Raw genomic sequence first — 25,907 nt, 5'->3', positions numbered from 1 at the left:
GATTCATGCTGCAGGCGATCCCCCAGTCACCCTTGGAGACCCCATGCGGCGTACTTCAGCCTCCCTCGTCGCGGGCGCGCTCGTCGCGGCCCTCGCGTGGGCGTCCGGCCCCTCCTCCCCCGCCGTCGCCCTCGACCCCACCGCGGGCGTGGCGGACCTGACCCAGGACATCAACCAGATCCTCAGCGACTCACGGCTCACGATCGCCCGGGCGGGCGTGGTCGTGAAGAGCGCCCAGACCGGCGAGGACCTGTACGCCACCGACGCCGGCAAGCTGCTCACCCCGGCCTCCAACACCAAGCTGTTCACCTCGGCCGCGGCGGCGGAGACGCTCGGCCTCGACTACCGCTTCCCCACCACCGTCCTGAACGCCGGCCGCAAGGCGGGCTCGGTGCTGACCGGCGACCTGGTGCTGCGCGGCACCGGCGACCCGACGATGCTGGCCGAGGACTACGACGCCCTGGCCGCCGCAGTGGCGAAGGCGGGCGTGAAGCTCGTCACCGGCAGGCTGGTGGCCGATGACACCTGGTTCGACGGGCAGCGGCTCGGCAACGACTGGGCCTGGGACGACGAGACCGCGTACTACGCGGCGCCGATCTCGGCACTGACCGCCTCCCCCGACCGCGACTACGACGCCGGCTCGGTGATCGTCGCCGTCTCCGCGGAGGACGGCAAGGTCAAGGTGACCACCACGCCGCCGACCGACTACCTGAAGATCGTCAACCAGGCCACGACCGGTGACGAGACCGACGTGCTCATCGAACGCCGGCACGGCACCCGTACCGTGGTGATCACCGGCACGGTGGCGGATTCGTACCAGGAGTGGGTGGCCGTGGACGACCCCACCGCGTACGCGTCCACGCTGTTCCGCGCCGCGCTGAAGAAGCACGGCGTCAAGGTGCTCGGCCCGACCGTCACCGGCGCCGCCCCGGAAGGGGCCGGGGAGCTGGCCCGGCACGAGTCGATGACGCTCGGCGAGCTGCTGGTGCCGTTCATGAAGCTGAGCAACAACATCCACGCGGAGATCCTCACCAAGGCCATGGGCCGCGAGGCGGCGAACCAGGGCACCTGGGCGGCCGGGCTCAAGGTCGTCACCGACTTCGCCCGGGCGAACGGCGCCCAGGTGATCAACATGCGGGACGGCTCGGGGCTCTCGCGCCGCGACGGTTTCTCCCCCGCCTCGATCGCGCAGTTCCTGACCGCCGTACGGGGCAAGCCGTGGTTCCCCACCTGGTACGAGTCGCTGCCCGTGGCCGGCAACGCCGAGCGGTTCGTCGGCGGCACGCTGCGCAGCCGGATGCGGAACACGCCGGCGGCGGACAACGTCCGGGCCAAGACGGGCTCGCTCACCGGGGTCACGGCGCTGTCCGGCTACGTCACCAGCGCCGACGGCGAGCCGCTGGTCTTCTCCATCATGCTCAACCAGTACCTGTCGGCCTCGCCGAAGGACATCGAGGACCAGATCGCCGTACGGCTCGCGCGGTTCTCCCGGACGGCGGCGACCGCGGACGTCAGCCCGCTGCGCGCCGGCCAGGCGAGCCAGGCGGGCGACCTGGAGTGCTCGTGGCTGAAGCCCGTCGAGTGCTGACATCCCGCTGAACGGCGGCCCTCCACGACGCGTGGGGGGCCGCCGCGGTTTACCGGGCCCATCCTGGAGCTCCAGCTTTGCCATGGAATTTCAGTACAAACCCGACTCGGAGCGGCCAGAATTTCGTTCGACGCACTTCAGAGGCGTCCCTGGACCACGAGAGCGCCGGGCTCAGCCGCCGGCCCATCCCCCCGAGCCGGCATCCCACCGCACGCCCCTTGCGCTCCTTCCGGGCGGACCCGGCCGCGTCCCACCCCGCACACGGACGGCGGCCGGGTCCGCGATCTCCTTCGTCGATCACGCCTGGCGGCGGTCGGAGAACCGGGCCAGACCAGCGACTCGACCACGCCGACCACCGCGTACGCGAACACGGACACCCCCGTGACGACCACGATGTCGGCCCACACCTCGTCGTAGCGGAACCCGCCGATCACCCGCAGGATCTCGGCGCCGATGCCCTTCCCCGTGGCCGGCCACTCGGCGATGAGCGCGCCGATGATCGAGGCGGGCACGGAGATCCGCGCCGAGGCGAAGACCGCCGGCATCGCCGTCGGCACGGCCACCTTGCGCAGCACGGTCAGACGCGTGCCGCCGTAGGCCAGGATCAGGTCCGTGGCCTGCGGCGAGGCCGAGCGCAGCCCGAAGGCGATGTTCACCAGCGCGGGGAAGAACACCACGATGCCGCCGATCACCGCGACGCCCACCAGGTCGCGTCCGAACGCCAGCGTGATCAGCGGGGTCAGCACCACGAGCGGCACCGACCGCAGCAACATGGCGACCGGCATGAACGCCTGCTCGACCGTACGGAACAACACGGACGCCACCGCGACGACGCTCTCGGCGATCATCCCGAGCTCACAGCGTGAGAGTTCAGAGGTTCGCACGATACCTCCAACCTGCCTGGTCCGGTTTACTCGTCGTCATGCGTCCCAAAGCGGAACTCCACCTGCACATCGAGGGCACCCTCGAGCCCGAGCTCGTCGTCGAGCTGGCCCGGCGTAACCGGATCGACCTGCCGACCTTCGATGGGGAAGCCATCCGCGCGCGCTACTCGTTCACGAATCTGCAGTCGTTCCTGGACGTCTACTACGAGAACCTGGCGGTCCTCCGTACCGAGCAGGATTTCTACGACCTGGGCTCCGCCTATCTGCGGCGGGCGGCGGCGCAAGGGGTGCGGCACGCGGAGATCTTCTTCGACCCGCAGGCCCACCTGAGCCGGGGCGTGCCGCTGGAGGTGGTGTTCGGCGGGTTGTCGGAGGCGCTGAAGGACGGCGGGCTGTCGGCCGCGCTGATCCTGTGCTTCCTGCGCGACCGGGGGGCGGCGGAGGCCGAGGAGGTGCTGCGGGCGGCGCTGCCGTACCGGGACAGGTTCATCGGGGTGGGGCTGGACTCGGCCGAGGTGGGCTATCCGCCGTCGTTGTTCCGGCGGGTCTTCGACATCGCCGCCGCCGAGGGGCTGCACCGGGTGGCGCATGCGGGCGAGGAGGGCGGGCCCGACTACGTGTGGGAGGCGCTGGACGTGCTCAGGGTGGAGCGGGTGGACCACGGCATCAGGGCGATGGAGGACCCGCAGCTCGTGGCCCGGCTGCGCGGCGAGGGCATCCCCCTGACCGTGTGCCCGCTGTCGAACGTACGGCTGCGCGTGGTGCCGTCCCTGCGCGACCACATCCTGCCCGCGATGCTGGACGAGGGGCTGGTCGTGACCGTCAACTCCGACGACCCCGCCTACTTCGGCGGCTACGTGGAGGACAACTACGCGGCGCTGCGGCGGGAGCTGGGGATGACCGACGCCCAGCTCGACCGGATCGCCGGCAACTCCTTCGAGGCGGCCTTCACGGAGGTCCCCACAGACACAGTTAAGGGGCCCACCCGTGCGGGCAGGCCCCTTAACTAGGGTTTGTTCAGCCTATGAGGACTGAGTTCAGCGGGACGAGCACTCGACCGTGTCCGCGGCGGTGCCGAGGAGGAGCCCGCTCAGGAGCTCGTCGGTGTCGACGTTGATCAGGCCGTTGGTGTTGTTCTCAACCTCGCGGCCGAAGACGTTCTCGTCGCCGCAGACGAAGAAGGCCTTGTCCGCGTCGTCGTGGCCGTTCGGCCAGTCGTTGGCGAAGGCGGCGCCGCTCGTCAGAACCAGACCTCCGACGACCCCAGCGAGGATGAGCCCTGTCTTGAACATGAATGTATCTCCTCTGATACCGATTGACTACGCTCCGTAGCTACCGGGGGAAGATCTGCCCTGCCGCCCAATTCGAGAAACCATGAGATCTTTATCCTTAACCAGCCCGTGTGCAACGCCTGTACAAAACCCAAACGGAGATCATCCGTTTTGGTGATCGCGTGTGGTGCACCCGGCGTTCAGGCGGCGATCACATGACCTTTTCCGGACCATGGCGCAGAGCCCCCGAGCGGCTGCCGCCTGGAGGAGGTTCATGGTCACACGCACCGTACGCCCCATTCCATTACCCTTGAACGCCGTTCTGAACTCGGCCGAAGTCCGAGATATGCCCCTTACTACGGCAGGGTGAGGACGACCGGACCGTCGTCGGTGATGGCCACCGTGTGCTCGACGTGCACGCTTCTGCTGCCGTCGCCCGAGCACACCGACCAGCCGTCGGAGGCCATGACGTAGTCGTCGGCGCCGCCCGCCATGAGGCTGGGCTCGATCGCGATCACCAGCCCCGGCCGCAGCCGCAGCCCGCGCCCCCTGCGGGCCTCGTTGGGGACGAACGGCGACTCGTGCATGGCCCGGCCGATGCCGTGGCCGCCGAAGTCGTTCTGCATGCCGTAGCCGGCGCCGCGGCCGACCGTGGACATGGCGTGGCCGATGTCGCCCATCCGGCCGCCGGGCAGGGCCGCCTCGATGCCGGCGGCCAGCGTCTCCTCGGCGACCTTGACCAGCTTGAGATCGTCGGCGCGGGGGTGCCCGACCGTGAAACTGACCGTGCCGTCGGCGTGCCAGCCGTCGACGTACGCGGCGCAGTCGACGCTGATCAGGTCGCCGTCGCGCAGCCGGTACGACGTGGGCAGTCCGTGCAGCATGACCCCGTTGACCGAGGTGCAGATCACCCCCGGGTACGGCGTCGCGCCGAACGACGGGTGGTAACCGAGGAACGACGCCCCCGCCCGCGCCTCCTCGATGACCGTCCTGGCCACCTCGTCGAGCTGCTGGAGCGACACTCCGACGCCCGCGCTCCCGCGCACCGCGGCGTGCACGGCGGCGACCACCCGGCCCGCCTCCCGCATGGTCTCGATCTCCCCGGCCGACTTGAGCTCGATCACTTCGCCTCCCTGCGTCGATAATAATACCGGTATTATTATCACGCTCAGGCGCGTCCGGCGGACGACAGGGTGCGCAGTTCGTCGAGCGGATCGCCGATCAGCGCCGATCCGGCGAGCTCACGGGTGGTCACGTAGCCCACACGACGCAGCGGCCCTCCGTCGCCGGGCTTGGCCGTGGCCACCTTGGGCGGCGCCCCCACGGCCGACAGCCTCGGCACGATCGCCGCGCCGAGCCCGTGACCGACCATGGGCATGACCACCCCGTCGTCCTCGACCGTGATGTCGCCGGGCGGGATCCACTCGTGCGCGGCCGGCCGGCGCCGGGTGTCGCCCGAGCAGTTCTCGGGCCAGTCGATCATCGACAGCGCGCGGATCCGGATGGGCCGGCACGTACGGCTCGGCGTCCAACTCCCGGCCGAGCAGGCCCTCGACGTGCACAGACCCCACGTCGGCCCGCCCGTCGGCCACCTCGCCGGCGAGGTCCCTGCCCAGGTCGGGCACGATGCGCACGTCCACGCTGACCCGGGGATGGCGCCGCCCGAACCGCACCAGGACCCTGGGCAGCAGGCCGAAGGCGGCGCTGCGGAAGGCCGCGAGCCGGATCGTCCCCGTGGCCTCGCCCCGGGCGGCGTTCCGCGTGCCGGTCCTCATGACCTCCATCAGCGCAGGATCTGCCGCGCATGGACCGACCGCCGCCTGCCCCGCCGCAGTGGCCCGGGCGCCGCCGCGCCGCGGTCGAACAGCACGGTCTCCGTCTCGCGCTCGGCGGCGCGCAGCGCGTGCGAGACTGCTGACTGGGTTCCGAGCCGGTCCCCGGCCGCCGGCACGCTGCCCTCGCCGTCCACTGCCACGTTCGGTCGGGGTGAGATCGTTTCATGCGACGAGAACGCATGGAAGGCGTACGTTCCTGCGGAAACACCGCCCGATGGCATGCCCGGCGGGCAGGCCCTGGCGTCAGGGTCCGAGAGTGTGATGCGTGCCGAACGGCTCGGGCCTCGGCACGGACGCGGCGATCGACGGCGCCGCGGACGGCTACGCCGCGCGGGCGATCGACGCCAACGGCCGCTCGCCGGTGAACGTGGTGCAGGACGCGGTGGGCGGCCCTGTGTTCGACGCCGCGCCGCCCCCCCTTCGGCCGCCTCATCCCGTAGGGGACCTCGGGCGGCGCCGACCCGAGACCGGTCGACGCCGGCCTGCTCACCGAGCGCGACATCGCGGTCGGGGGCCACGGGCTGGGCGCGCACCTGCGCCTGCCGGGAAGCACCGCGGCCGAGCCGCTGACCGGCCTGATCGAGCTCGCCGCCGGGCGGGTGCGCCCGCTGACCGGCGGCGAGTACGCTCGCCCAGGCGCCGACGGACCTGGCGGCCGGGCGTACCGTCGGGAGGGTCGTCCTGCGGATGACGCTGGGACAGAGAGACGGCGGGCGGGAACCCCCGCCCGCCGCTGCTCCTGCGTCGGTCAGGCCTTGAGCCAGCTCATCATCGGGCGGAGCTTGGCGCCGGTCTTCTCGATGGCGTCCTCGGCCAGCTCGGCGCGGTAACGCTTGAACTCCTGCTGGCCGCCGTCGAACTCCTCGACGAGCTGCCGCGCGAAGGTGCCGTCCTGGACCTCGCCCAGGATGCGGCGCATCTCCTGACGGGTCTCCTCGTTGACGATGCGCGGGCCGCGGGTGTAGCCGCCGTACTCGGCCGTGTCGGAGACCGACCAGTACATCTTCGAGATGCCGCCCTCGTACATGAGGTCGACGATGAGCTTCATCTCGTGCAGGCACTCGAAGTAGGCGACCTCGGGCTGGTAGCCGGCCTCGATGAGCGTGTCGAAGCCCGCCTTGATCAGCTCGGAGACGCCGCCGCACAGCACGGCCTGCTCGCCGAACAGGTCGGTCTCCGTCTCCTCCTTGAACGTGGTGCGCAGCGCGCCGGCCCGCGTGCCGCCGATGCCCTTGGCGTACGACAGCGCGAGGTCGAGGGCCTTGCCGGAGGCGTCCTTCTCGACGGCCACGAGGACGGGCACACCGCGCCCGGCCTCGAACTGGCGGCGCACGAGGTGGCCGGGGCCCTTGGGGGCGACCATGCAGACGTCGACGCCCTCGGGGGCCTCGATGAGGCCGTAGCGGATGTTGAGGCCGTGGCCGAAGAACAGCGCGTCGCCCTCGACCAGGTTGGGGGCGACGTGCTCCGCGTACAGGTGGCGCTGGATGTGGTCGGGCGCGAGGATCATCGTGAGGTTGGCCTCTTCGACCGCCTCGGCCGGGGTGAGCACGCGCAGGCCGTCGTTCTCGGCCTTCTCGCGGCTCTTGGAGCCCTCCGGCAGACCGACGCGCACGTCCACACCGGAGTCGCGAAGCGAAAGCGCGTGGGCGTGGCCCTGGCTGCCGTACCCCAGCACGGCCACGTGGCGTCCCTGGATGATGGACAGGTCGGCCTGGTCGTCGTAGTAAATATCGGTCACTTGCTCTAAACCTTTCAGGCGGTACGGTCCAATGCCCTGAGGGACCGGTCGGTGATGGAACGGGCGCCGCGGCCGATGGCCACCATGCCCGACTGGACGAGTTCTTTGATCCCGAACGGCTCGAGAACCTTGATGAACGCCTCCAGCTTGTCGTGTGTGCCGGTGACCTCGATGGTCACGGCGTCGGCCGCGACGTCGACGCAGCGCGCCCGGAAGAGCTGGACGAGCTCCAGCACGTGGGAACGGCTCTCGGCGTCGGCCTTGACCTTGATCAGCATCAGCTCACGCTGCACGGACTGCGCCGGGTCGAGCTCGACGATCTTCAGCACGTTCACCAGCTTGTTGAGCTGCTTGGTGACCTGCTCCAGCGGCAGCTCCTCGACGTTCACCACGATGGTGATGCGGGAGATGTCGTCATGCTCGGTGGGCCCGACCGCGAGCGAGTCGATGTTGAACCCGCGCCGGCTGAACAGCGCCGACACCCGCGCGAGGACACCCGGCTTGTTCTCGACAAGCACCGACAGCGTGTGTCTGGTCATTCCTCGTTCTCCCACTTCGGCGCCATGTCCACGGCGATCTGGATGGTGTCGTTGCTGGCGCCTCCCGCGATCATGGGCCAGACCATGGCGTCCTGGTGGACGACGAAGTCGATCACGACAGGCACGTCGTTGATCTCCATGGCCTTCTCGATCACTGCGTCCACGTCCTCCGGACGCTCACAGCGCAGGCCCACACAACCATAGGCCTCGGCCAGCTTGACGAAGTCGGGAATGCGGCGCGTGGTCTGCAGGTCGGTGTTGGAGTAACGCTCGTCGTAGAAGAGCGTCTGCCACTGGCGCACCATGCCGAGGTTACCGTTGTTGATCACGGCGATCTTGATCGGCACCCCCTCGATGGCGCAGGTGGCGAGCTCCTGGTTGGTCATCTGGAAGCAGCCGTCGCCGTCGATGGCCCACACCGTGGCGTCGGGGCAGCCCATCTTGGCGCCCATCGCGGCCGGGACGGCGAAGCCCATCGTGCCGAGACCGCCGGAGTTGATGAACGTGCCGGGCTTCTCGTACTCGATGAACTGCGCGGCCCACATCTGGTGCTGGCCGACGCCGGAGACGTAGTAGGCGTCGGGGCCGACGATCGCGCTCAGCCGCTCCATGACGTACTGCGGGGCCAGGGAGCCGTCTTCGGCCGTGTCGTAGCCCAGCGGGTAGGTCTCCTTGAGGCCGTTGAGCAGCTTCCACCAGTCGCTGTAGTCGCCCTTCTGGCCGGAGGCCCGGATCGCGGCGATCAGGTCGGTGATGACCTCCCTGCAGTCGCCGACGATCGGCACGTCGGCGTGGCGGTTCTTGGAGATCTCGGCCGGGTCGATGTCGGCGTGCACGATCTTCGCGCGCGGCGCGAACGTCGACAGGTCGCCGGTCACCCGGTCGTCGAAGCGCACGCCCAGGCCGATGATCAGGTCGGACTTCTGCAGCGCGCCGACCGCGGAGACGCTGCCGTGCATGCCGGGCATGCCGAGGTGCTGCGGATGGCCGTCGGGGAACGTGCCGCGCGCCATCAGCGTGGTGACCACCGGGATGTCCGCCAGCTCGGCCAGCTCCAGCAGCTCGGTGGAGGCGCGGGCCTTGTGCACGCCGCCGCCGACGTACAGGACCGGTCGCTTGGCCTCGGCGATCAGCTTGGCGGCCTCGCGGATCTGCTTGGAGTGGGGCCGGGTGACCGGGCGGTAGCCGGGCAGCTGCATGGTGGGCGGCCAGCGGAACTCGGTCTGCGCCTGCAGGGCGTCCTTCGAGATGTCCACGAGAACGGGGCCGGGCCGGCCGGTGGAGGCGATGTGGAAGGCCTCCATGATCGTACGAGGGATGTCGTCGGCGTCGGTGACCAGGAAGTTGTGCTTGGTGATCGGCATGGTGATGCCGGAGATGTCGGACTCCTGGAACGCGTCCGTGCCGATCATCGACGAGGCCACCTGACCGGTGATCGCCACGATCGGCACCGAGTCCATGAACGCGTCGGCGATCGGCGTCACCAGGTTGGTCGCCCCTGGGCCGCTCGTCGCCATGCACACCCCGACCCTGCCGGTCGCCTGCGCGTAGCCCTCGGCCGCGTGCCCCGCACCCTGCTCATGCCGTACGAGCACGTGCCGGACCTTGGTCGAGTCGTAGAGAGGATCGTAGGCCGGGAGGATGGCACCGCCCGGGATCCCGAACACTGTGTCGACTCCCACGTGCTCCAGCGCCCTGACCAGGGCCTGTGCACCTGTCATCCGTTCGGTCATCGGCTCGTTCCTTGCGTGGCTACTCGCTTAAGGACATAAAAAATGCCCCGTCCCACCGAACGGCGGGGCTGGGGCGGCGCGCAGGTCGTCGTGCTTCGCTATCGGCCTGCGCGCCGGCGAAGTACTACGAGAATCTCACTGCGAAGCATGTTCAACACCATAGCCGCTCCGAACGCCCCGGTGTCAACTTGGTGGACACCAAGTCTCAAACAGTGAGACTCGTCCGCATCAGCGAGTCGACCCCGCGCGCCGCCATCGGACGCGCCACCAGGAAGCCCTGCCCACGCGTGCAGCCCATCTGCTTGAGCAGCTCGAGCTGCTCCGGACGCTCGATCCCCTCGGCCACCACGGTGAGCCCGAGGTCGTGACCGAGCCGCACGATCGTCCGGGTGAGCAGCGTCAGCGTGTCGTCGCTGCCCAGCCCCGCCACGAACGACGGGTCGATCTTGATCATGTCGACGGGCAGCTGCCGCAGGAACGCCAGCGACGCGTAGCCGGTGCCGAAGTCGTCGATCGCCAGCCGCACGCCGAGCGAACGCAGCTCCGACAGGCGCCTGACGGTCTCGTCGGCGTCCTCGACCAGCATCTCCTCGATGACTTCCAGGGTCAGCGCCGAGGCGGGCAGCCCGCTCTCGGCCAGCGCGTCCGCCACGGTCTCGACGAACCTGGGCGCCGTGATCTGGCGCGCCGACAGGTTGAGCGACAGCCCGATGTCCCACGACGAGGCCCGCCAGGCGGCCACCTCGCGGCACGCCTCACGCAGGATCCACTCGCCCAGCGGCACGATCAGCCCGGTGTCCTCGGCCGGGCCGAGGAACTGCTCAGGCGGCACGAACTCCGAGCCGCGCAACCAGCGCACCAGCGCCTCCACCGCGGTCACCCGCGAGGTGGCCAGGTCGACCACCGGCTGGTACTCGATCGCGAACTGCTGGTCGATCAGCGCCCGCTGCAGGTCGGCCGCGAGCTCCAGGCGGCGTACGACGTCGGCGTGCATCTGGGCGGCGAACACCTCGACGCGCCGGCCGCCCAGCTCCTTAGAGCGTGCCATCGCCACGTCGGCGTTGCGGATGAGGTCGCCGGCCGGCATGCCGTCCTCGGTGAAGGCCACGCCCACGCTCGCCGTGAGCGCCACGTCGCGGTCGGCGACCCGGAACGGCTCCTGCGAGACCGTGCGCACCAGCCGCTCGGCCAGGTCGACCGCGACCTGCGCCTCGCCGCCGGTCTCCACCAGCACCGCGAACTCGTCGCCGCCCCACCGGGCCAGCGTGTCGTCGGCGCGTACGGCGCCGCGCAGCCGGCGGGCCGCCTGCCCGAGCAGGTAGTCGCCGCTGGCATGGCCGACCGAGTCGTTGACCGAGGTGAACCCGTCGAGGTCGAGGAAGATGACCGCGACGTTTCCCGACGTGCGGCCGGAGAGCACCTCGCGGGTGCGCTCCTCGAAGTAGGCGCGGTTGGGCAGCCCCGTGACACCGTCGTGGAAGGTCAGGTGGGCGACCTGGTTGCGCAGGGCCTCCTGGTCGCTGACGTCTCTGGTGGTCACCAGCATCAGGTCGTCGCCGCCGACGTGGCGGGTGGCGACCGACTCGGTGGGCCGCCACGTGCCGTCGGCCGCGCGTACGCGGCAGGCGATCATGCACGCGCCGGGCGACGGGCTCTCCTCGTCGGGGTGCATCGCGCGCATGGCGAGCTGGATGCCCGGCACGTCCTCCGGATGGATGTAGTCGAAGATCGAGCCGCCGACCAGCTCGTCGGGAGGGTAGCCGTACGTGACCTCGACGCCGGGGCCTATCTCGCGGACGACGCCGTCGTGGTCGCAGACGAACACCACGTCGCCGGTGCTCTCGGCCAGCTCCATGAGCTGCCGCTCGCCGGTGCGGACCAGGCCGCGCAGCCGGGAGTTGACGGCGGCGAGCACGAACAGGCGCACGAGCAGGAGCAGCACCACCGACACCGCGACCACCACGACGCCCGTCACCGGCTGCCCCGGCCGGCCGCCCGCCAGGTGGGCGAGGATCGTGCAGGCGGCCACGGACACCAGCACGAGCGGTGCCAGCGCGACGGCGTGGCCGATCACGGCGCGTCCGGCCACCCGCGGGCGCGGCCCCCACGGGACCGCCGCGAGCAGCAGGAACACCACCGGCGCGAGCAGGACGCTCCACAGCTGCGGCTCGCCGTCGCTCAGCCGGGCGACCGCCGTGCCGACCCCCGCCACGGTCATCGAGGCCAGCACGCCTCCGCCGGCCACGCCGAGCAACCACGAGGACGACGTGCTGGTGAGCACCGGCGGGATCACGGCGCACGTCACCAGCAGCGCCACCATGGGCGGCAGCATGACGAGCGTGAACGTGCCGGCGTCGCCCGTGTCGGCGTAGACCTGCCGCAGCGCCACCACCCAGCCGACGAGGAAGATCGAGGCCGTGCACAGGTAGGCGTCGCTCAGGCGCCGCAGGGCCGAGGCCGCGGGGAACACGCGGTCGGCCGCGACCAGCGCACCGCCCGCCGTGACCACCGTGCCGAGCAGCACGAACATGTCGGCGAAGTTGACGACGAAGCTTTCGGCGAACGGCCGCAGCGCCACCCCGGCGGCCCAGATGACGGCGCCGCCGCCCATCCAGCGCGCGGCCGAGGCCGTCTGACGGTGTGTGGCCGCCTGGCGGACCGAGGCGACCAGCAGAGACGCGGCGGCGACCAGCGCCGCGAGGCCTCCGGCGACCGCGCCGGTGACCGAGGCAGGAACGTGCGCCAGGAGCGCGGCGGCGACCGCCACCACGCCTGCGGCCGCTGCGGCGGCCGGCGGCACCCGTGGATCACGCCAGCGGATCACAGTCGTTGCCCATCCCGTCTCGTACTCTGCACCTGCGACCGCCGAAGTCCGGTCGATCACTTCGCCAGTGTGTGCGGTCGTGGGTGCGCGGGTGGTGACAACGCCGATGTCGTCACCGATCTGATAACCACACAGACCAATTGCCGCCAAGAACCCCTTGACAGTGAGTCAGGAACTTCCCGCAAGCGCAACCGTACGCACCGAAGGTCACGGACCTGACACGTTCCGGAATCCTCTCAGTACGCTTCGGTGATGACGTTGATCAGCTCTTCTCCGGCGAGATAGCGCTCCAGCTGGGCGCGGATCAGGCGCAGCATCCGCCGCCCGGAGGCCGGGGTGCTGCCCGCGACGTGGGGGGTGATCAGCACGCCGGGAGCGCTCCACAGCGGGTGACCCTCGGGCAGCGGCTCGGGCGCCGTCACGTCGAGCGCGGCCCGCAGCCTGCCGGTCTTGAGCTCCGCGACCAGGGCGTCGGTGTCGACGACGCCGCCCCGCGCGGCGTTGACCAGCACGGCGCCGTCCTTCATCCGGGCGAGGAACTTGGCGTCCACCATCCCCGCCGTGTCAGGCGTGGCCGGCACCAGCAGCACGACGACGTCGGCGGCGGGCAGCAGCGCGGGCAGTTCCTCCATCGCGTGCACGCCCTCGCGGGCGCTGCGTGCCACGCGGACGACCTCGACCTCGAAGCCGGCCAGGCGGCGTTCGAGCGCGGCGCCGATGGAGCCGTAGCCGAGGATGAGCACGGTCGAGTCGGCCAGCACGCCGGTGTGGCGGTAGGTCCACTCGCCGCGGCGCTGGGCGTCGACGAAGGCGGGGAACTCCCTGAGCACCGCGATCATCGCTCCGACCGCCCACTCGGCGGTCCCGGCGTCGTGGACGCCGCGCGCGTTGCACAGCACCGCGCCCTGCGGCATGTGCGGCCGGTACGCGTCCACGCCCGCCGTCACGGTCTGCAGCAGCCGCAGCGAGGTCATCCTGGCCAGCGTTCCGGGGACGTCGGGCACGCTGAGCAGCGGCGGGATCCACACCTCGACGTCCGCCACGCCTTCCGGCATCGGGGACGTGCCATCGTAAACAGCGCAATCAACCCCCGGAAGGCCGGAAAGCGCATCGGCCACCGCATCGGACGGAACCCAGGTCTTCATGCCGAGAACCTTACGACTCCGGGGGAAGTATGGAACACATGAGGAAGCTCTGGACGATCATGCTGATGGCCGTCGTCACCGCGTGTTCCGCCGGCGGCGGAGAGGTGCTCCCCACGGCCGCCGTGTCGGCCGAGGCCGCCCCCGGCGAACCGAAGGACGTCGCGACGAACCTGTCGGTGCCGTGGGGGATCGCCTTCCTGCCCGGCGGCGACGCGCTGGTGACCGAGCGCGACACCGCCCGCCTGCTGCGGGTGAGCCCGGCCGGTGACGTACGGGAGCTGGCGACGATCGAGGGGGTGCGGCCCGACGGCGAGGGCGGGTTGATGGGCGTGGCCGTGCGGGGCGACCAGGTCTTCCTCTACTACACGGCGGAGCAGGACAACCGGATCGTCCGCTACCGGCTGACCGGCGACACGCTGTCCGAGCCTCGGGTGATCGTCCAGGGCATCCCGAAGGGCGGCATCCACAACGGCGGGCGGCTCGCGTTCGGGCCCGACGGGCACCTGTACGCCACCACCGGCGAGGTCGGCGACGGCGAGCTGGCCCAGCGGCGCGACTCGCTCGGCGGCAAGATCCTGCGCATGACCCCGGACGGGGCGCCCGCGCCGGGCAACCCGTTCGGCACCCTCGTCTACAGCTACGGGCACCGCAACGTCCAGGGGCTGGCCTGGGACCCGTCAGGGCGGCTGTACGCCTCGGAGTTCGGCGCCAGCTCCTACGACGAGGTCAACCTGATCAGGGCGGGGGCCAACTACGGATGGCCCGAGGTCGAGGGGCGCGGCGACGATCCGCGCTTCGTGAACCCGATCCTCACCTGGACCACCGACGAGGCGTCGCCCTCGGGGATGGTGTACGCGGACGGGTCGTTGTGGGTGGGGGCGCTGCGCGGTGAACGGCTCTGGCAGGTCCCCTTGGGGCAGGACGGCTCGGCCGGTCGTCCGGTGGCCCACCTGGCCGACCGCTACGGCCGTCTCCGCGCCGTCGCCAACGCCCCCGACGGCACCCTGTGGGTGGGCACCAGCAACAAGGACGGCCGCGGCTCCCCCCGTCAGGGCGACGACCGCATCGTCTCCCTCACCCCGACCTCCTGACCGGCCTCCGTCCACCCGGGCTTCCCCCGTTCGCAGGAGGGCGGCCCCGGGCGGCTGTCCCGCCACACAGTCCCGTTGGACGGACGAAAAGGGGCATGCGCCCCCCTTTCCGCAGGCTCACCACCCCGAAGCGCCGGGATGGTGGTCACCCGTTCAGGCCTCGGCGCCGAAGGGACCGGGCACGAACGGACGGTGGTCCGGGTCCGGCCTCGGTGCCGTCAGGTGCAGGTGAGCTGGGGTTGGGGGCGGTACTCGGTGGTCAGCTTCGGGTCCTTTTTTGCGACCTTGCCGTCCTGGTGGAAGACCCGCGTGACGTCGATCGTGAATCCCTGCTGCCCCGTCGTCGGCACGCACGCCGGCGACGTGCTGGTCTCACGCCGGAACGGGGTGAAGTCCCGCCGTTCCGACTCGACCGCCTCGATCTTCTCGTACCGCTTCGTGCCCCACAGCGTGACGGTGACCGACGTGTCGGTGTACGCCGTCTTGATGAGCACCCCGTTGTCGGAGTCGTTGCGCCACTTGAGGTCGACGTCCGGGTACACCAGGTCCGCGTCCCGCCCGGCGGGATAGCCGGTGGTGGAGTACTGGACCGGCCGGTGCTCCACGTCCTCGAAACCGCCGAAGAACGCCGCGTTGTACATCGTGGTCGCGACCTGCGCGACGCCGCCGCCGACCATCGTCACCATCCGGCCGTCGACGATCTGCCCCGCCTCGACGTAGCCGTCGCCGACCGTCGGCTCGCCCGCGAAATCGTTCAGCGAGAACGTCTCCCCCGGCTTGACCACGTGCCCGTCGAGCTCCTGCGCCATGCGCTGGATGTTCTTCACCCGCTCCTGGCAGCACGCGAACGTCGTGGTGAACGAGCTGACCAGCTCGTTGATGCCGAGCCCGTCGATCTGCGAGGTTTGCACGGCGGGCGCGATGGCCTCGAGCCGGACGGGGATCGTCCGGTCGCCGCCCTCGGCGAAGACCTGCTCGGCGGCTGTGGCCAGCTGCCGGTCGTCGACCCCGCGCCCGGTGCGCGCCGGCACCAGGACGGGCTTGCCGGCCACGATCTCGTACGTCGCGTCGCGCGGCAGCTGCGCCGCGTCCACCAGGCTGCTCTCCATGCCGGCCAGCGCGGCCTCGGCGTCGAACCGCGGCGCGAGCCCACCCTCTCCGTCGGAGACGTACGTCAGGTTCGCGGCGATCACGGTCTGCGGCAGCTGCACCCGCTTGGCGCCGAGGGCGAGCGTGATCGGCGCGGCGACGGCCTGCCTGGCCTTCTCCAGCGCGTCAGCGACGGCCTCGGGGGTGGTGACGGGCGTGGCGGGGCGCAGGGTCAGCCGGAGCGTGCCGCCGCCGCTCATGAAGGTGTCACCGATCCTGCGCACGGCGTCGTCGCGGTCGAGCACCACACCGTCGGCGGGGCGACGGGACCTGGGCTGCAGCCCGGCGAAGAACACCCGGCCTTCGGCGGCCGGCTGGTCGACGGTCTCGGCCAGGCCCTCGACGAGCCTGGTGAGCTGGGAGGCGTCGACGCTGATCTCCGGCTGGAGCTCGGTCGTGCCGGTGAGGCCGCGCCACACCTCGGCGGGGGTCGGGAAGCCGCTGGGGGCCTGCCCGATCGTGCCGACGACGTCGAGTTCGAGCCCGGCCTCCTGGGGCTGGAGGGTCTCTTTCCTGTCGCCGATCTGCACGACGACGGGCCCGCTGAGCTGCGCGCCGAGCTCGGTGCGGAGTTTGTCGGCCGCCTGCGTCACGGTGAGGCCGCCGATGTCCACGCCGGCCACGTGCGTGCCGCGCAGCACCGACCCCGACATGAGCACGGCCGGCACCACGTACGCCAGCACCCCGAGCAGGACGACGAGAGTCACCAGGCCGGGCAGCAGCCGGCGGCGCCTGGGCGGCTCGGGGTCGTACGCCGGCGGCCGCTCGGGCTCGGAGCCGAACATGGGCGCGGAGGGCTTCTCCTTGCCGGCCATCGGCCAGGGCTGCGCGGGCGGCGCGGGCGGGGGCAGCGTGCCGCCGCCTGAGGGTCCGCCCGGTCCGCCCGGTCCGCCCGGTCCGCCCGGCCCGGCTCCCGGGCTCGATCCTGGCTCCTGCCGGTCCTGCGGGCCGAAGATGTCCCGGGAGACGCCGGGCGGCAGCCCTTCGATGCGCGGCTTCCTGGACTTGCCCGACGTGGGCAGAGGCACCGAGGCGAACGGGTCGGTCGGTGATTCGATCGGTCCGGCGTTACGCACGCCTCAATCTCCTCCCGGTCCGCAGCCAAGTCTCAGGCAACAGTAAGGCACGAGGATCGGCATATGTCACGGGAAATGGCTACGAGACTGTGTCAACCCAGCCACCGGTAACGGTGCTCCGGCCGCCCGGCGGTGCCGTACCGCGGCCGCAGCTCGGCCCGCCCCGCCGCGCAGAGGTGTTCGAGATAGCGGCGGGCGCTCACCCGTGAGAGGCCGGCGAGCTCGGCGGCCTCGGCGGCCGACAGGTCGCGGCCCGCATCCCGCAGCGTGTCCGCGACCAGCGCGCAGGTCGCCGCGGACAGCCCCTTCGGCATGGGCGCGGCTGTCTTGAGCGTGCCGAAGAGCCGGTCCACGTCGTCCTGGCGGGCCTCGGCGCCGATGGCGGTCAGCCGGCTGCGGGTGTCGGCGTACTGCCGGAGGCGTTCGGACAGCGCGTCGGCGGTGAACGGCTTGATCAGGTAGTTGACCGCGCCGCCGCGCATGGCCTCCCTGACGGTGGGCACGTCGCGGGCGGCGCTGACCATGAGGACGTCCACGTCGTGGAGCTGCTTGAGCACCTCCAGGCCCGACATGTCGGGCAGGTAGATGTCGAGCAGCACGAGATCGGGCCGCAGCTCGGCCACCGCGGCCAGCGCGTCCGCCCCGTTGTGCGCCACCGCGACCACGCTGAACCCCGGCACGCGCGCCACGTACCCACTGTGGATCCGCGCCACCATGAAGTCGTCGTCGACCACCAGGACGCGCAGGTCGCTCCTGATCCCGCTCATGGCCTCGCTCCGCTCGGCGGGCTCGCCCGCTCCGGAGCCGTCGTCCCCGGTGACCGCCGCGGTCGCGCCGCTCGCTCCGCTCCTCCATCCGCCCACGGCGCCGCCTCGCCCGCCTTCGCGGGCAGGAGGGCGGTGAAGACCGCGCCGCCGTTGTTGCGGACGCGGACCCAGCCGCCCCGGCGCAGGCACGCCTGCCGGGTCAGGGCCAGGCCGAGGCCGCGCGGCCCCGAGTGGGCGGCCTTGGTGGTGAAGCCCTCCCTGAAGACCTCCTCCACCAGATCAGGGGCGATGCCGGGGCCCGAGTCACCGACCCGTACGTGCAGCCCGTCGGCGTCGGCCCGTACCGACACCCCGATCGTGCCCTCGGCGCCGTCGAGCGCGTCGATGGCGTTGGCGACCAGGTTGCCGACCACCAGGACGGCGTCCTGCGGGTCGCCGAGGGTGCCTTCGGGCACGCGGGAGTCGTCCGAGAGCACGAGCCGGGCCCCGCGTTCGGCCGCCTCGGCGGACTTGGCCAGCAGCAGCGCGGCGAGGGTCGGCTCCTGGATGCGTTCGCGCAGGTCGGCGGCGTACGTTCCGCGCGTGGTGCGGGTGATGAAGCTGACGACCGCCTCGTGCTCGCCCAGCTCCAGCAGCCCGACGACCGTGTGCATCCGGTTGGCGAACTCGTGCGCCTGCGCCCGCAGCGCCTCCGTCGCGCTGCTGGTGTCGTCCAGCTCGCGGGCCAGGCGGATCAGCTCGGTGCGGTCGCGCAGGGTGACGACCCAGCCGCGGTGCCGGCCGCGTACCGACACCGGGGTGCGGTTGAGCACCAGCACGCGCTCGCCGTGCAGCACGATGCGGTCCTCGCCGGGGTCGTCGCCGCCGAGCACGTCGCGCATCCGGTCGGAGACCGGCAACCGCGTGAGGTCCTCCCCCGCGTCGATGGGGACGTCGCCGAGCAGCTCGCGCGCCGCGTCGTTGACCAGCGTCACCCGCCCGGCCAGGTCGAGCGCGAGCACGCCCTCCTTGACGCCGTGCAGCACGCCCTCGCGCTGCTCCAGCAGCGCAGCGATCTCCCGCGGCTCCAGCCCGAACGTCTGCCTGCGCACCCGCGCGGTGATGAGGGCGGCCAGGGCCAGCCCGGCCAGCAGCACCGCCAGCGCGGTCCAGATCAGCGGCGGCAGCGCGTGGGCCAGCTCGCTGGTCACCGTGGTCTCCAGCACGCCGACCGAGACGAGCCCGATGACGGTGCCGTACTCGTCGCGGATGGGCGCCTTGCCCCTGACCGTGGTGCCGATCGTGCCGGTCTCGGTGCCGACCCAGCTCCTGCCCGTACGCAGGACCGGGCTGCCGTCGGTGGACAGTCGCTTGCCGATCAGCGAGGCGTTGGGATGCGCGTAGCGTCTCTGCTCGGCGTTGGCGATCACCACGTAGTCGGCGCCGGTCTCCTGCTGGACGCTCATGGCCAGCGGCTGCAGCACGGTCTCCGGCTGCGCCAGCGCGAACGCCTCGCGCACCTGCGGGAGCGCGGCCACCGACTGCGCGATCGCCAGGGCGCGCTGCTGGTGCAGGGAGTCGAGCTGGTCGCGCGTGTGCTCCGCCCACACTCCCGCCGTGCCGCCGACGGCCAGCAGCACGATCACCATCTGGAGCGCGAACAGCTGTGTCCCGAGGGAGGCGTCGCGGACCCGTCTCACCTTGCACATGGAAACAAACCGAGGTCACGGCCAGGTCGCGACCAATACGACCACTATGACGGGAACCGTGCAAAAGCTCGACGCGGACGGAAGGGCGTTTCACCATCCCAGTTCTGACACCGTGAAATAACCCCCCATGGAGTGATCATGCGCTTGCGCGTACTCGCCGCTGTCGCGGCACTCTCCCTCGGCGCGCTGACGGCATGCGGCGCGCAGGGCGGCGGCACGTCCGCCGACGCCACTTTGCGCGTCATGGCGCCGGCCGCGCCCGGCGGCGGCTGGGACCAGACGTCCCGTGTGGCCGAGCAGGCGTTCAAGGCCGCCGATCCCCAGCGCAAGGTCGAGGTGTACAACGTGCCGGGCGCCGGCGGCACGATCGGCCTGGCCCAGCTCGCCGGCGAGAAGGGCAACGGCAACCTGCTGATGACCATGGGCCTGGTCATGGTGGGCGCCATCGAGCAGAACAAGTCCAAGGTCACGCTCGCGGAGACCACGCCCATCGCGAAGCTGACCGAGGAGTACGAGATCGTCGTGGTCCCGGCGGAGTCGCCGTTCAAGACGCTGGCCGACATGGTGGCGGCGTGGAAGGCCGACCCGGCGAAGGTGTCGATCTCGGGCGGCTCGGCGGGCGGCACCGACCACATCGTGGCCGGGCTGATGGCCAAGGCCGCGGGCATCGACCCCAAGCAGGTCAACTACATCGCCCACTCCGGCGGCGGCGAGGCGCTGAACGAGCTGCTCGGCAACAAGGTCAGCGCCGGCATCTCGGGCGTCGGCGAGTTCGCCGAGCACGTGAAGTCCGGCAAGCTGCGGGCGCTGGGCGTCACGTCCGGTGAGCGGCTGCCCGACCTGGACGCCCCCACGCTGAAGGAGGGCGGCCTCGACGTGGAGCTGTCCAACTGGCGCGGCTTCGTCGCCCCCGCCGGGCTGTCCGAGGCCGACAAGAAGGCGCTGACCGACCTGGTCACCAAGATGCACGACGCGCAGCCCTGGAAGGACGCCGTGGCCAAGAACGGCTGGATCGACTCGTTCCAGACCGGCCAGCAGTTCGCCGACTACCTGAACGCCGAGCAGACGCGCGTGAAGGCCATCATCGCCGAGATGGGGCTCGTCTCCTGATGACTCGCTGGTGGCGGCCCGAGCTCGGGCTGGCGGTCGTGGTGCTGGTGCTGGGCGTGCTGGTCGTGGCCGGGACGCTCGACGTCTCGGCCGCGGCCTCCCAGCTCGGGCTCGGGCCGCGCTTCTTCCCCATGCTGGTGGGCGGCGCGATGGTGGTCATCGGCGTCTTCTACGTGGCCGACGTGCTGCGCGGCGGCCGCGCCGACCCGGAGGAGAGCGAGGACGTCGACGTGGACGCGCCCACCGACTGGCGCAGCGTCGGCCTGGTCAGCGGCATCTTCCTGGCGTTCGCCGCGCTGCTGAACGTGCTCGGCTGGATCATCGGCGCGTCCCTGCTGTTCTTCGGCCTGTCGGTGGCCCTCGGCGCGGCGCACAAGGGCCGTGCCGCGCTGATCGCCGTGGTCGTGGGCGTGGCGACGTACGCGCTGTTCGTCTGGGGCCTCGGCGTGTCCCTGCCGGGCGGACCGCTGGAAGGGCTGATCTAGCGTGACCTCGTTCCAGCTGCTGCTCGACGGCTTCGCCGCCGCGCTCACCCCCGTCAACCTCCTGTACGCGCTCGTCGGCGTCACCCTCGGCACCCTCGTCGGCGTGCTGCCCGGCATCGGGCCGGCGATGACGGTGGCGCTGCTGCTGCCCATCACGTTCACGGTGCCGCCGGCCAGCGCGTTCATCATGTTCGCCGGCATCTACTACGGCGGCATGTACGGCGGCTCGACCACGTCCATCCTGCTCAACACGCCTGGCGAGTCCTCCTCGATGATCACCGCGCTGGAGGGCAACAAGATGGCCCGGCGCGGGCGGGCCGCCCAGGCGCTGGCCACCGCCGCGATCGGGTCGTTCGTGGCGGGCACGATCGCCACGGCGTTGCTCGTCGTGGCGGCCCCGGCGGTGGTGAGCTTCGCGATCTCGTTCGGCCCGGCGGACTACTTCGCCCTCGCCATCCTCGCGTTCACGGCCGTGTCGTCGGTGCTGTCCCGCTCGATCGTTCGCGGCCTGGCCTCGCTCGGGCTGGGCCTGGTGATCGGGCTGATCGGCATCGACCAGCAGACCGGCCAGGCCCGGCTCACCCTCGGCATCCCGCAGCTGCTCGACGGCATCGACGTGGTGATCGTCGCGGTCGGCCTGTTCGCCCTCGGCGAGGCCCTGTACGTCGCCTCCCGGCTGCGTCACGTGCCGCCCGAAATCGTGCCCGTCGGGCGGGCGTGGATGGGGCGTTCCGACTGGCGCCGCTCGTGGCTGCCGTGGTTGCGCGGCACCGCGCTCGGGTTCCCGTTCGGCGCGCTGCCGGGCGGCGGCGCCGAGATCCCCACCTTCCTGTCGTACGCGGCCGAGAAGCGGCTGGCCCGCGGCGTGTCCCGCGAGGAGTACGGCAAGGGCGCCATCGAGGGGGTCGCCGGGCCGGAGGCGGCCAACAACGCCTCCGCGGCCGGCACCCTGGTGCCGCTGCTGACGCTCGGCCTGCCCACGTCGGCGACGGCCGCGATCATGCTGGCCGCCTTCCAGCAGTACGGCCTCCAGCCCGGGCCGCAGCTCTTCGAGCACAACCCGGCGCTGGTGTGGGGCATGATCGCCTCACTGTTCATCGGCAACGCGATGCTGCTGGTGCTGAACCTGCCGCTGGCGCCGCTGTGGGCCCGCATCCTGCGGATCCCCCGGCCGTACCTGTACGCCGGGATCGTGGTCTTCGCCGCCCTCGGCGTCTACGCCCTGAACGCCACCGTGGTGGACCTGTTCGTCCTGTACGTCCTCGGCCTGCTGGGCTACGCCATGCGGCGCTTCGGCCTGCCGGTCGCGCCGGCGGTGATCGGCATGATCCTGGGCCCGATGGCCGAGATCCAGCTCCGCCGCGCCCTCGCCATCGGCGCCGGCGACCCCACCGTCCTGGTGACCAGCCCGGTAGCCGCCGTCTTCCTGGCCCTGGCCGCCCTGGCCCTTCTGACGCCCGTGTTCAGGAAGCTGGCCGCCCGCCGCACCCGAGTCCCGCTCCCCTCCCGTGAGGAGGACTAGCCACCTCCTGCGGAACCGCCCCGGCTGCACGGTACGGATCGCACACGGCCCGCACCCTGGACCACCGATGGTCATGGACCCGTCGCATGACGCGGCCCCGCCGATCCCTCGGGACCGGCGGGGCCGCGTATCGGGTCACGTTCCTACCGGAGACCGGCAGGGCCGCGTGGCGGGGTCACTCCGAGACGCCGAGCTTGTCCAGGATGAGCTGGCGGGCGCGGGCCGCGTCGGCCTTGCCCTTGCTGGCTCGCATGACGCCGCCCACCAGGGCGCCCGCCGCGGCGATCTTCCCGGAGCGCACCTTCTCGACCGCGTCGGCGTTGTCGGCCAGCACCTGGTCGATGATCGCCGACAGCTCGCCCTCGTCGTTGACGATGCGCAGCCCGCGCTTCTCGACCACCTCGTCGGGCGTGCCCTCACCGGCCAGCACGCCTTCGAGCACCTCCCGCGCCAGCTTGTCGTTGAGCGCGCCCGAGGCCACCAGCTCGGTCACCCGGGCGATCTGGGCCGGCGTGATGGGCAGCTCGGCCAGTGACGTGCCGGTCTCGTTGGCACGCCGCGCCAGCTCGCCCATCCACCACTTACGCGCGTCGGCCGGCGGCGCTCCGGCCGCGACCGTGGCCTCGACCAGGTCGAAGGCGTCGGCGTTGTGCATGGCCTGCATGTCGAGGTCGGACAGACCCCATTCGGCCTGCAGCCGCTTGCGCCTGACCGACGGCAGCTCGGGCAGGGCCGCCTTCAGCTCGGCCACCCACGCCGGGTCGGGCGCGATCGGCACCAGGTCGGGCTCGGGGAAGTAGCGGTAGTCCTGCGCCTCCTCCTTGGACCGGCCCGAGGTCGTGGTGCCGCTGTCCTCGTGGAAGTGGCGGGTCTCCTGGGTGATCTTCCCGCCTGCGGCGAGGACGCCCGCCTGACGCTCGATCTCGCTGCGCACCGCCCGCTCGACGCTGCGCAGGGAGTTGACGTTCTTGGTCTCCGTACGGGTGCCCCACTCGGACGAGCCGCGCGGCATCAGCGAGACGTTGACGTCACACCGCAGCGAGCCCTCCTCCATGCGCACGTCGGAGACGCCCAGCGAGCGCATGATCTCGCGCAGCTCGGTCACGTAGGCCTTGGCCACCTCGGGCGCCAGCCGGTCGGTGCCCGGGATCGGCTTGGTGACGATCTCGACCAGCGGGATGCCGGCGCGGTTGTAGTCGACGATCGAGTAGTCGGCCCCGTGGATGCGCCCGGTCGCGCCACCCACGTGGGTGGACTTGCCGGTGTCCTCCTCCAGGTGGACCCGCTCGATCTCGATCCGCACAGTCTCGCCGTTGATTTCGACGTCGATGTAGCCGTCGAAGCAGAGCGGCTCGTCGTACTGCGAGATCTGGTAGTTCTTCGGCATGTCCGGATAGAAGTAGTTCTTCCGGGCGAAGCGGCACCACTCGGCGATCGAGCAGTTCAGCGCCAAGCCGATGCGGATGGTCGACTCGATGGCCATGGCGTTGGCCACCGGCAGGGCACCCGGGAACGCCAGGCAGGTCGGGCAGACCTGCGTGTTGGGCGGAGCGCCGAAGGCGGTCTTGCACCCGCAGAACATCTTCGACCTGGTGCCCAGCTCGACGTGCGTCTCCAGCCCGAGCACCGGCTCGAACCGGTCGAGAGCTTCGTCATAGAGCATCGTCATAGCGACGGGGCCTCCTTCAGCAGCGGGCCGCCCCAGCGGCTCTCCAGGGCCTGCTCCACGGCGGCGCCGACGCGGTAGCAGCGGTCGTCGGCCAGGACCGGGGCCATGATCTGCAGGCCGACCGGCAGGCCGTCCTCGTCGGCCAGGCCGCACGGCACCGACATGGCCGCGTTGCCGGCCAGGTTGGACGGGATGGTGCACAGGTCGGCGAGGTACATCGCCATCGGGTCGTCGGCGCGCTCGCCGATGGAGAACGCCGTGGTCGGCGTGGTCGGCGACACCAGCACGTCGACCTGCTGGAACGCGGCCTCGAACTCGCGCGAGATGACCGTGCGCACCTTCTGTGCCTGGCCGTAGTAGGCGTCGTAGTAGCCGCTCGACAGTGCGTACGTGCCGAGCATGATGCGCCGCTTGACCTCGGGACCGAACCCGGCGGCGCGGGTCAGCGCCATGACCTCCTCGGCGCTGCGGGTGCCGTCGTCGCCCACGCGCAGGCCGTAGCGCATGGCGTCGAAGCGCGCGAGGTTGGACGACGCCTCGGACGGCGCGATGAGGTAGTAGGCCGGCAGCGCGGTCGTGAACGACGGGCAGGAGACCTCGACGACCTTGGCCCCGAGCGACTCCAGGAGCTGCACGGCCTCGTGGTAGCGGGCGAGCACGCCCGGCTGGTAGCCCTCGCCGCCGAACTCCTTGACCACGCCGATGCGCAAGCCGGCGATGTCGGGGTTCTTCGCGGCCTCGACCACCGACGGCACGGCCGCGTCGATCGACGTCGAGTCCATCGGGTCGTGGCCGGAGAACGCCTCGTGCAGCAGCGCCGCGTCGAGCACGTTGCGCGCGAACGGCCCAGGCGTGTCGAGCGAGCTCGCGAACGCGATCAGCCCGTAGCGGGACGAGCCGCCGTAGGTCGGCTTCATGCCCACGATGCCGGTCACCGCGGCGGGCTGCCGGATCGAGCCGCCGGTGTCGGTGCCGGTGGACAGCGGCGCCTCGTAGGCGGCCACGGCGGCGCTGGAGCCGCCCGACGAGCCGCCCGGCACCTTCGTCAGGTCCCACGGGTTGTGCGTCGGCCCGAAGGCGGAGTTCTCCGTCGAGGAGCCCATGGCGAACTCGTCGAGGTTGGTCTTGCCCAGGATGACCAGGCCCGCCTCGCGCAGCCGCGCGGTCACGGTCGCGTCGTACGGCGGCCGCCACCCCTCGAGGATCTTGGAGGCGGCCGTCGTGGGCATGTCGCGCGTGGCGAAGATGTCTTTGTGTGCGATCGGCACCCCGGCCAGCGGCCCGAGCTTCTCGCCGGCCCTGAGCCGGGCGTCGATCGCCCGCGCCTGCTCCAGCGTCGTCTCGCGGTCGACGTGCAGGAACGCCTGGACCTTGGGCTCGACCTCGGCCATCCGGTCGAGGTGCGCCTCGGCCACCTCGGCCGCCGTCACCTCGCCGCCGGCGATCATCGCGCCCAGCTCGGCGGCCGTCTTGCGGATCAGGCTCATGCCTCCTCCCCGAGGATGCGCGGAACCCGGAAGCGGTCGTCCTCGACGGCGGGAGCGCCCGAGAGGGCCTGCTCCGGCGTCAGACACGGACGCACCTCGTCGGCACGGAAGACGTTGGTCAGCGGAAGCGCGTGCGACGAAGGCGGCACATCTTCGGCGGCGACCTCGGCGACCTTCGCGACCGACTCGATGATGGCATCGAGCTGGGTGGCGTAGTGGTCGAGCTCGTCGTCGGTCAGCGCCAGCCTGGACAACCGGGCCAGGTGTGCGACCTCGTCGCGGGTTATGGCGGACATGAGTCGG

Annotated in this window: 22 protein-coding genes; 6 read left to right on the top strand and 16 right to left on the bottom strand. The window is 71.3% G+C overall.

Annotated features, from left to right (window positions below; genetic code table 11):
* Nucleotides 1-43 precede the first annotated feature (43 nt).
* Nucleotides 44-1,588, top strand: a complete 1,545-nt coding sequence (dacB, locus tag ACIBP6_RS01005) for a D-alanyl-D-alanine carboxypeptidase/D-alanyl-D-alanine endopeptidase (protein WP_397047513.1) — start codon at nucleotides 44-46, stop codon at nucleotides 1,586-1,588.
* Between the two features lie 137 nt (nucleotides 1,589-1,725).
* Here the strand turns inward: dacB and ACIBP6_RS01000 are convergent, their stop codons facing one another.
* Nucleotides 1,726-2,472 (bottom strand): ABC transporter permease, encoded by a 747-nt coding sequence (locus ACIBP6_RS01000; RefSeq protein WP_397047511.1) that lies wholly within the window; start codon nucleotides 2,470-2,472, stop codon nucleotides 1,726-1,728.
* 38 nt (nucleotides 2,473-2,510) lie between these two features.
* Between ACIBP6_RS01000 and ACIBP6_RS00995 the strand changes: the two genes are divergently transcribed.
* A complete protein-coding gene (locus tag ACIBP6_RS00995) occupies nucleotides 2,511-3,482 on the top strand; it encodes an adenosine deaminase (protein WP_397047509.1) in 972 nt (323 codons plus the stop codon).
* A gap of 27 nt (nucleotides 3,483-3,509) precedes the next feature.
* Here ACIBP6_RS00995 and ACIBP6_RS00990 read toward each other — a convergent pair whose 3' ends face one another.
* From ACIBP6_RS00990 to ACIBP6_RS00950, 9 genes are all read right to left on the bottom strand, one after another.
* A complete protein-coding gene (locus tag ACIBP6_RS00990) occupies nucleotides 3,510-3,764 on the bottom strand; it encodes a hypothetical protein (protein WP_397047507.1) in 255 nt (84 codons plus the stop codon).
* A 335-nt stretch (nucleotides 3,765-4,099) separates the two neighbouring features.
* Nucleotides 4,100-4,867, bottom strand: coding sequence for a type I methionyl aminopeptidase (gene map / locus ACIBP6_RS00985; protein WP_397047505.1), 768 nt, complete (start codon nucleotides 4,865-4,867; stop codon nucleotides 4,100-4,102).
* A gap of 117 nt (nucleotides 4,868-4,984) precedes the next feature.
* Entirely contained in the window at nucleotides 4,985-5,518 is a 534-nt protein-coding gene (locus ACIBP6_RS00980; RefSeq protein ID WP_397049256.1) for a LysR substrate-binding domain-containing protein, read from the bottom strand.
* Nucleotides 5,519-5,526: 8 nt separating this feature from the next.
* On the bottom strand, nucleotides 5,527-5,718 hold the full coding sequence (locus ACIBP6_RS00975; RefSeq protein ID WP_397047503.1) for a LysR family transcriptional regulator: 192 nt from the start codon (nucleotides 5,716-5,718) through the stop codon (nucleotides 5,527-5,529).
* Nucleotides 5,719-6,326: 608 nt separating this feature from the next.
* A complete protein-coding gene (gene ilvC, locus ACIBP6_RS00970) occupies nucleotides 6,327-7,310 on the bottom strand; it encodes a ketol-acid reductoisomerase (protein ID WP_132613545.1) in 984 nt (327 codons plus the stop codon).
* A 23-nt stretch (nucleotides 7,311-7,333) separates the two neighbouring features.
* A complete protein-coding gene (ilvN, locus tag ACIBP6_RS00965) occupies nucleotides 7,334-7,858 on the bottom strand; it encodes an acetolactate synthase small subunit (RefSeq protein ID WP_132613531.1) in 525 nt (174 codons plus the stop codon).
* Nucleotides 7,855-9,591: an acetolactate synthase large subunit gene (locus tag ACIBP6_RS00960; protein WP_397047500.1), complete on the bottom strand. Its 1,737-nt coding sequence runs from the start codon at nucleotides 9,589-9,591 to the stop codon at nucleotides 7,855-7,857. The genes ilvN and ACIBP6_RS00960 overlap by 4 nt, the downstream gene beginning before the upstream one ends.
* Nucleotides 9,592-9,796: 205 nt before the next feature.
* Nucleotides 9,797-12,415, bottom strand: a complete 2,619-nt coding sequence (locus tag ACIBP6_RS00955) for an EAL domain-containing protein (protein WP_397047498.1) — start codon at nucleotides 12,413-12,415, stop codon at nucleotides 9,797-9,799.
* Between the two features lie 236 nt (nucleotides 12,416-12,651).
* Nucleotides 12,652-13,470 carry a 2-hydroxyacid dehydrogenase gene (locus ACIBP6_RS00950; RefSeq protein WP_397047496.1) on the bottom strand — a complete coding sequence of 273 codons (819 nt, stop codon included), beginning with the start codon at nucleotides 13,468-13,470 and terminating at the stop codon, nucleotides 12,652-12,654.
* Between the two features lie 128 nt (nucleotides 13,471-13,598).
* Between ACIBP6_RS00950 and ACIBP6_RS00945 the strand changes: the two genes are divergently transcribed.
* Nucleotides 13,599-14,651 carry a PQQ-dependent sugar dehydrogenase gene (locus ACIBP6_RS00945; protein WP_397047494.1) on the top strand — a complete coding sequence of 351 codons (1,053 nt, stop codon included), beginning with the start codon at nucleotides 13,599-13,601 and terminating at the stop codon, nucleotides 14,649-14,651.
* A gap of 218 nt (nucleotides 14,652-14,869) precedes the next feature.
* On the opposite strand, the gene ACIBP6_RS00940 is transcribed toward ACIBP6_RS00945, so the two are convergent.
* From ACIBP6_RS00940 to ACIBP6_RS00930, 3 genes are all read right to left on the bottom strand, one after another.
* Nucleotides 14,870-16,876, bottom strand: a complete 2,007-nt coding sequence (locus ACIBP6_RS00940) for a VanW family protein (protein WP_397047493.1) — start codon at nucleotides 16,874-16,876, stop codon at nucleotides 14,870-14,872.
* 92 nt (nucleotides 16,877-16,968) lie between these two features.
* Entirely contained in the window at nucleotides 16,969-17,643 is a 675-nt protein-coding gene (locus ACIBP6_RS00935) for a response regulator (RefSeq protein WP_397047491.1), read from the bottom strand.
* Nucleotides 17,640-19,331, bottom strand: coding sequence for an ATP-binding protein (locus tag ACIBP6_RS00930; protein WP_397047489.1), 1,692 nt, complete (start codon nucleotides 19,329-19,331; stop codon nucleotides 17,640-17,642). The genes ACIBP6_RS00935 and ACIBP6_RS00930 overlap by 4 nt, the downstream gene beginning before the upstream one ends.
* 138 nt (nucleotides 19,332-19,469) lie before the next feature.
* Here ACIBP6_RS00930 and ACIBP6_RS00925 point away from each other — a divergent pair, with 138 nt between their 5' ends.
* From ACIBP6_RS00925 to ACIBP6_RS00915, 3 genes are read left to right on the top strand one after another with little or no spacing between them, the layout of a single operon-like run.
* Nucleotides 19,470-20,441 carry a Bug family tripartite tricarboxylate transporter substrate binding protein gene (locus ACIBP6_RS00925; protein WP_397047487.1) on the top strand — a complete coding sequence of 324 codons (972 nt, stop codon included), beginning with the start codon at nucleotides 19,470-19,472 and terminating at the stop codon, nucleotides 20,439-20,441.
* On the top strand, nucleotides 20,441-20,926 hold the full coding sequence (locus tag ACIBP6_RS00920) for a tripartite tricarboxylate transporter TctB family protein (protein ID WP_397047485.1): 486 nt from the start codon (nucleotides 20,441-20,443) through the stop codon (nucleotides 20,924-20,926). Before ACIBP6_RS00925 ends, ACIBP6_RS00920 begins: the two co-directional genes overlap by 1 nt.
* A gap of 1 nt (nucleotide 20,927) precedes the next feature.
* Complete coding sequence (locus tag ACIBP6_RS00915; RefSeq protein WP_397047483.1) at nucleotides 20,928-22,448, top strand: tripartite tricarboxylate transporter permease; 1,521 nt, start codon at nucleotides 20,928-20,930, stop codon at nucleotides 22,446-22,448.
* Nucleotides 22,449-22,623: 175 nt separating this feature from the next.
* Here the strand turns inward: ACIBP6_RS00915 and gatB are convergent, their stop codons facing one another.
* Genes gatB through gatC form a run of 3 tightly spaced genes read right to left on the bottom strand, consistent with a single transcriptional unit; the run spans nucleotide 22,624 to nucleotide 25,900 of the window.
* The gene (gatB, locus tag ACIBP6_RS00910) at nucleotides 22,624-24,111 is read right to left on the bottom strand and encodes an Asp-tRNA(Asn)/Glu-tRNA(Gln) amidotransferase subunit GatB (RefSeq protein ID WP_397049254.1); all 1,488 of its coding nucleotides are present in this window, start codon (nucleotides 24,109-24,111) and stop codon (nucleotides 22,624-22,626) included.
* 2 nt (nucleotides 24,112-24,113) lie between these two features.
* Complete coding sequence (gatA, locus tag ACIBP6_RS00905; protein ID WP_397047481.1) at nucleotides 24,114-25,604, bottom strand: Asp-tRNA(Asn)/Glu-tRNA(Gln) amidotransferase subunit GatA; 1,491 nt, start codon at nucleotides 25,602-25,604, stop codon at nucleotides 24,114-24,116.
* Complete coding sequence (gene gatC, locus ACIBP6_RS00900; protein WP_132622229.1) at nucleotides 25,601-25,900, bottom strand: Asp-tRNA(Asn)/Glu-tRNA(Gln) amidotransferase subunit GatC; 300 nt, start codon at nucleotides 25,898-25,900, stop codon at nucleotides 25,601-25,603. Before gatC ends, gatA begins: the two co-directional genes overlap by 4 nt.
* Nucleotides 25,901-25,907: the final 7 nt, after the last annotated feature.

Origin of the sequence: Nonomuraea terrae (assembly GCF_044465245.1) — a bacterium.
GTDB classification, from domain to species: Bacteria; Actinomycetota; Actinomycetes; order Streptosporangiales; family Streptosporangiaceae; genus Nonomuraea; species Nonomuraea terrae.
This window is presented reverse-complemented; position numbering and strand designations above follow the sequence as displayed.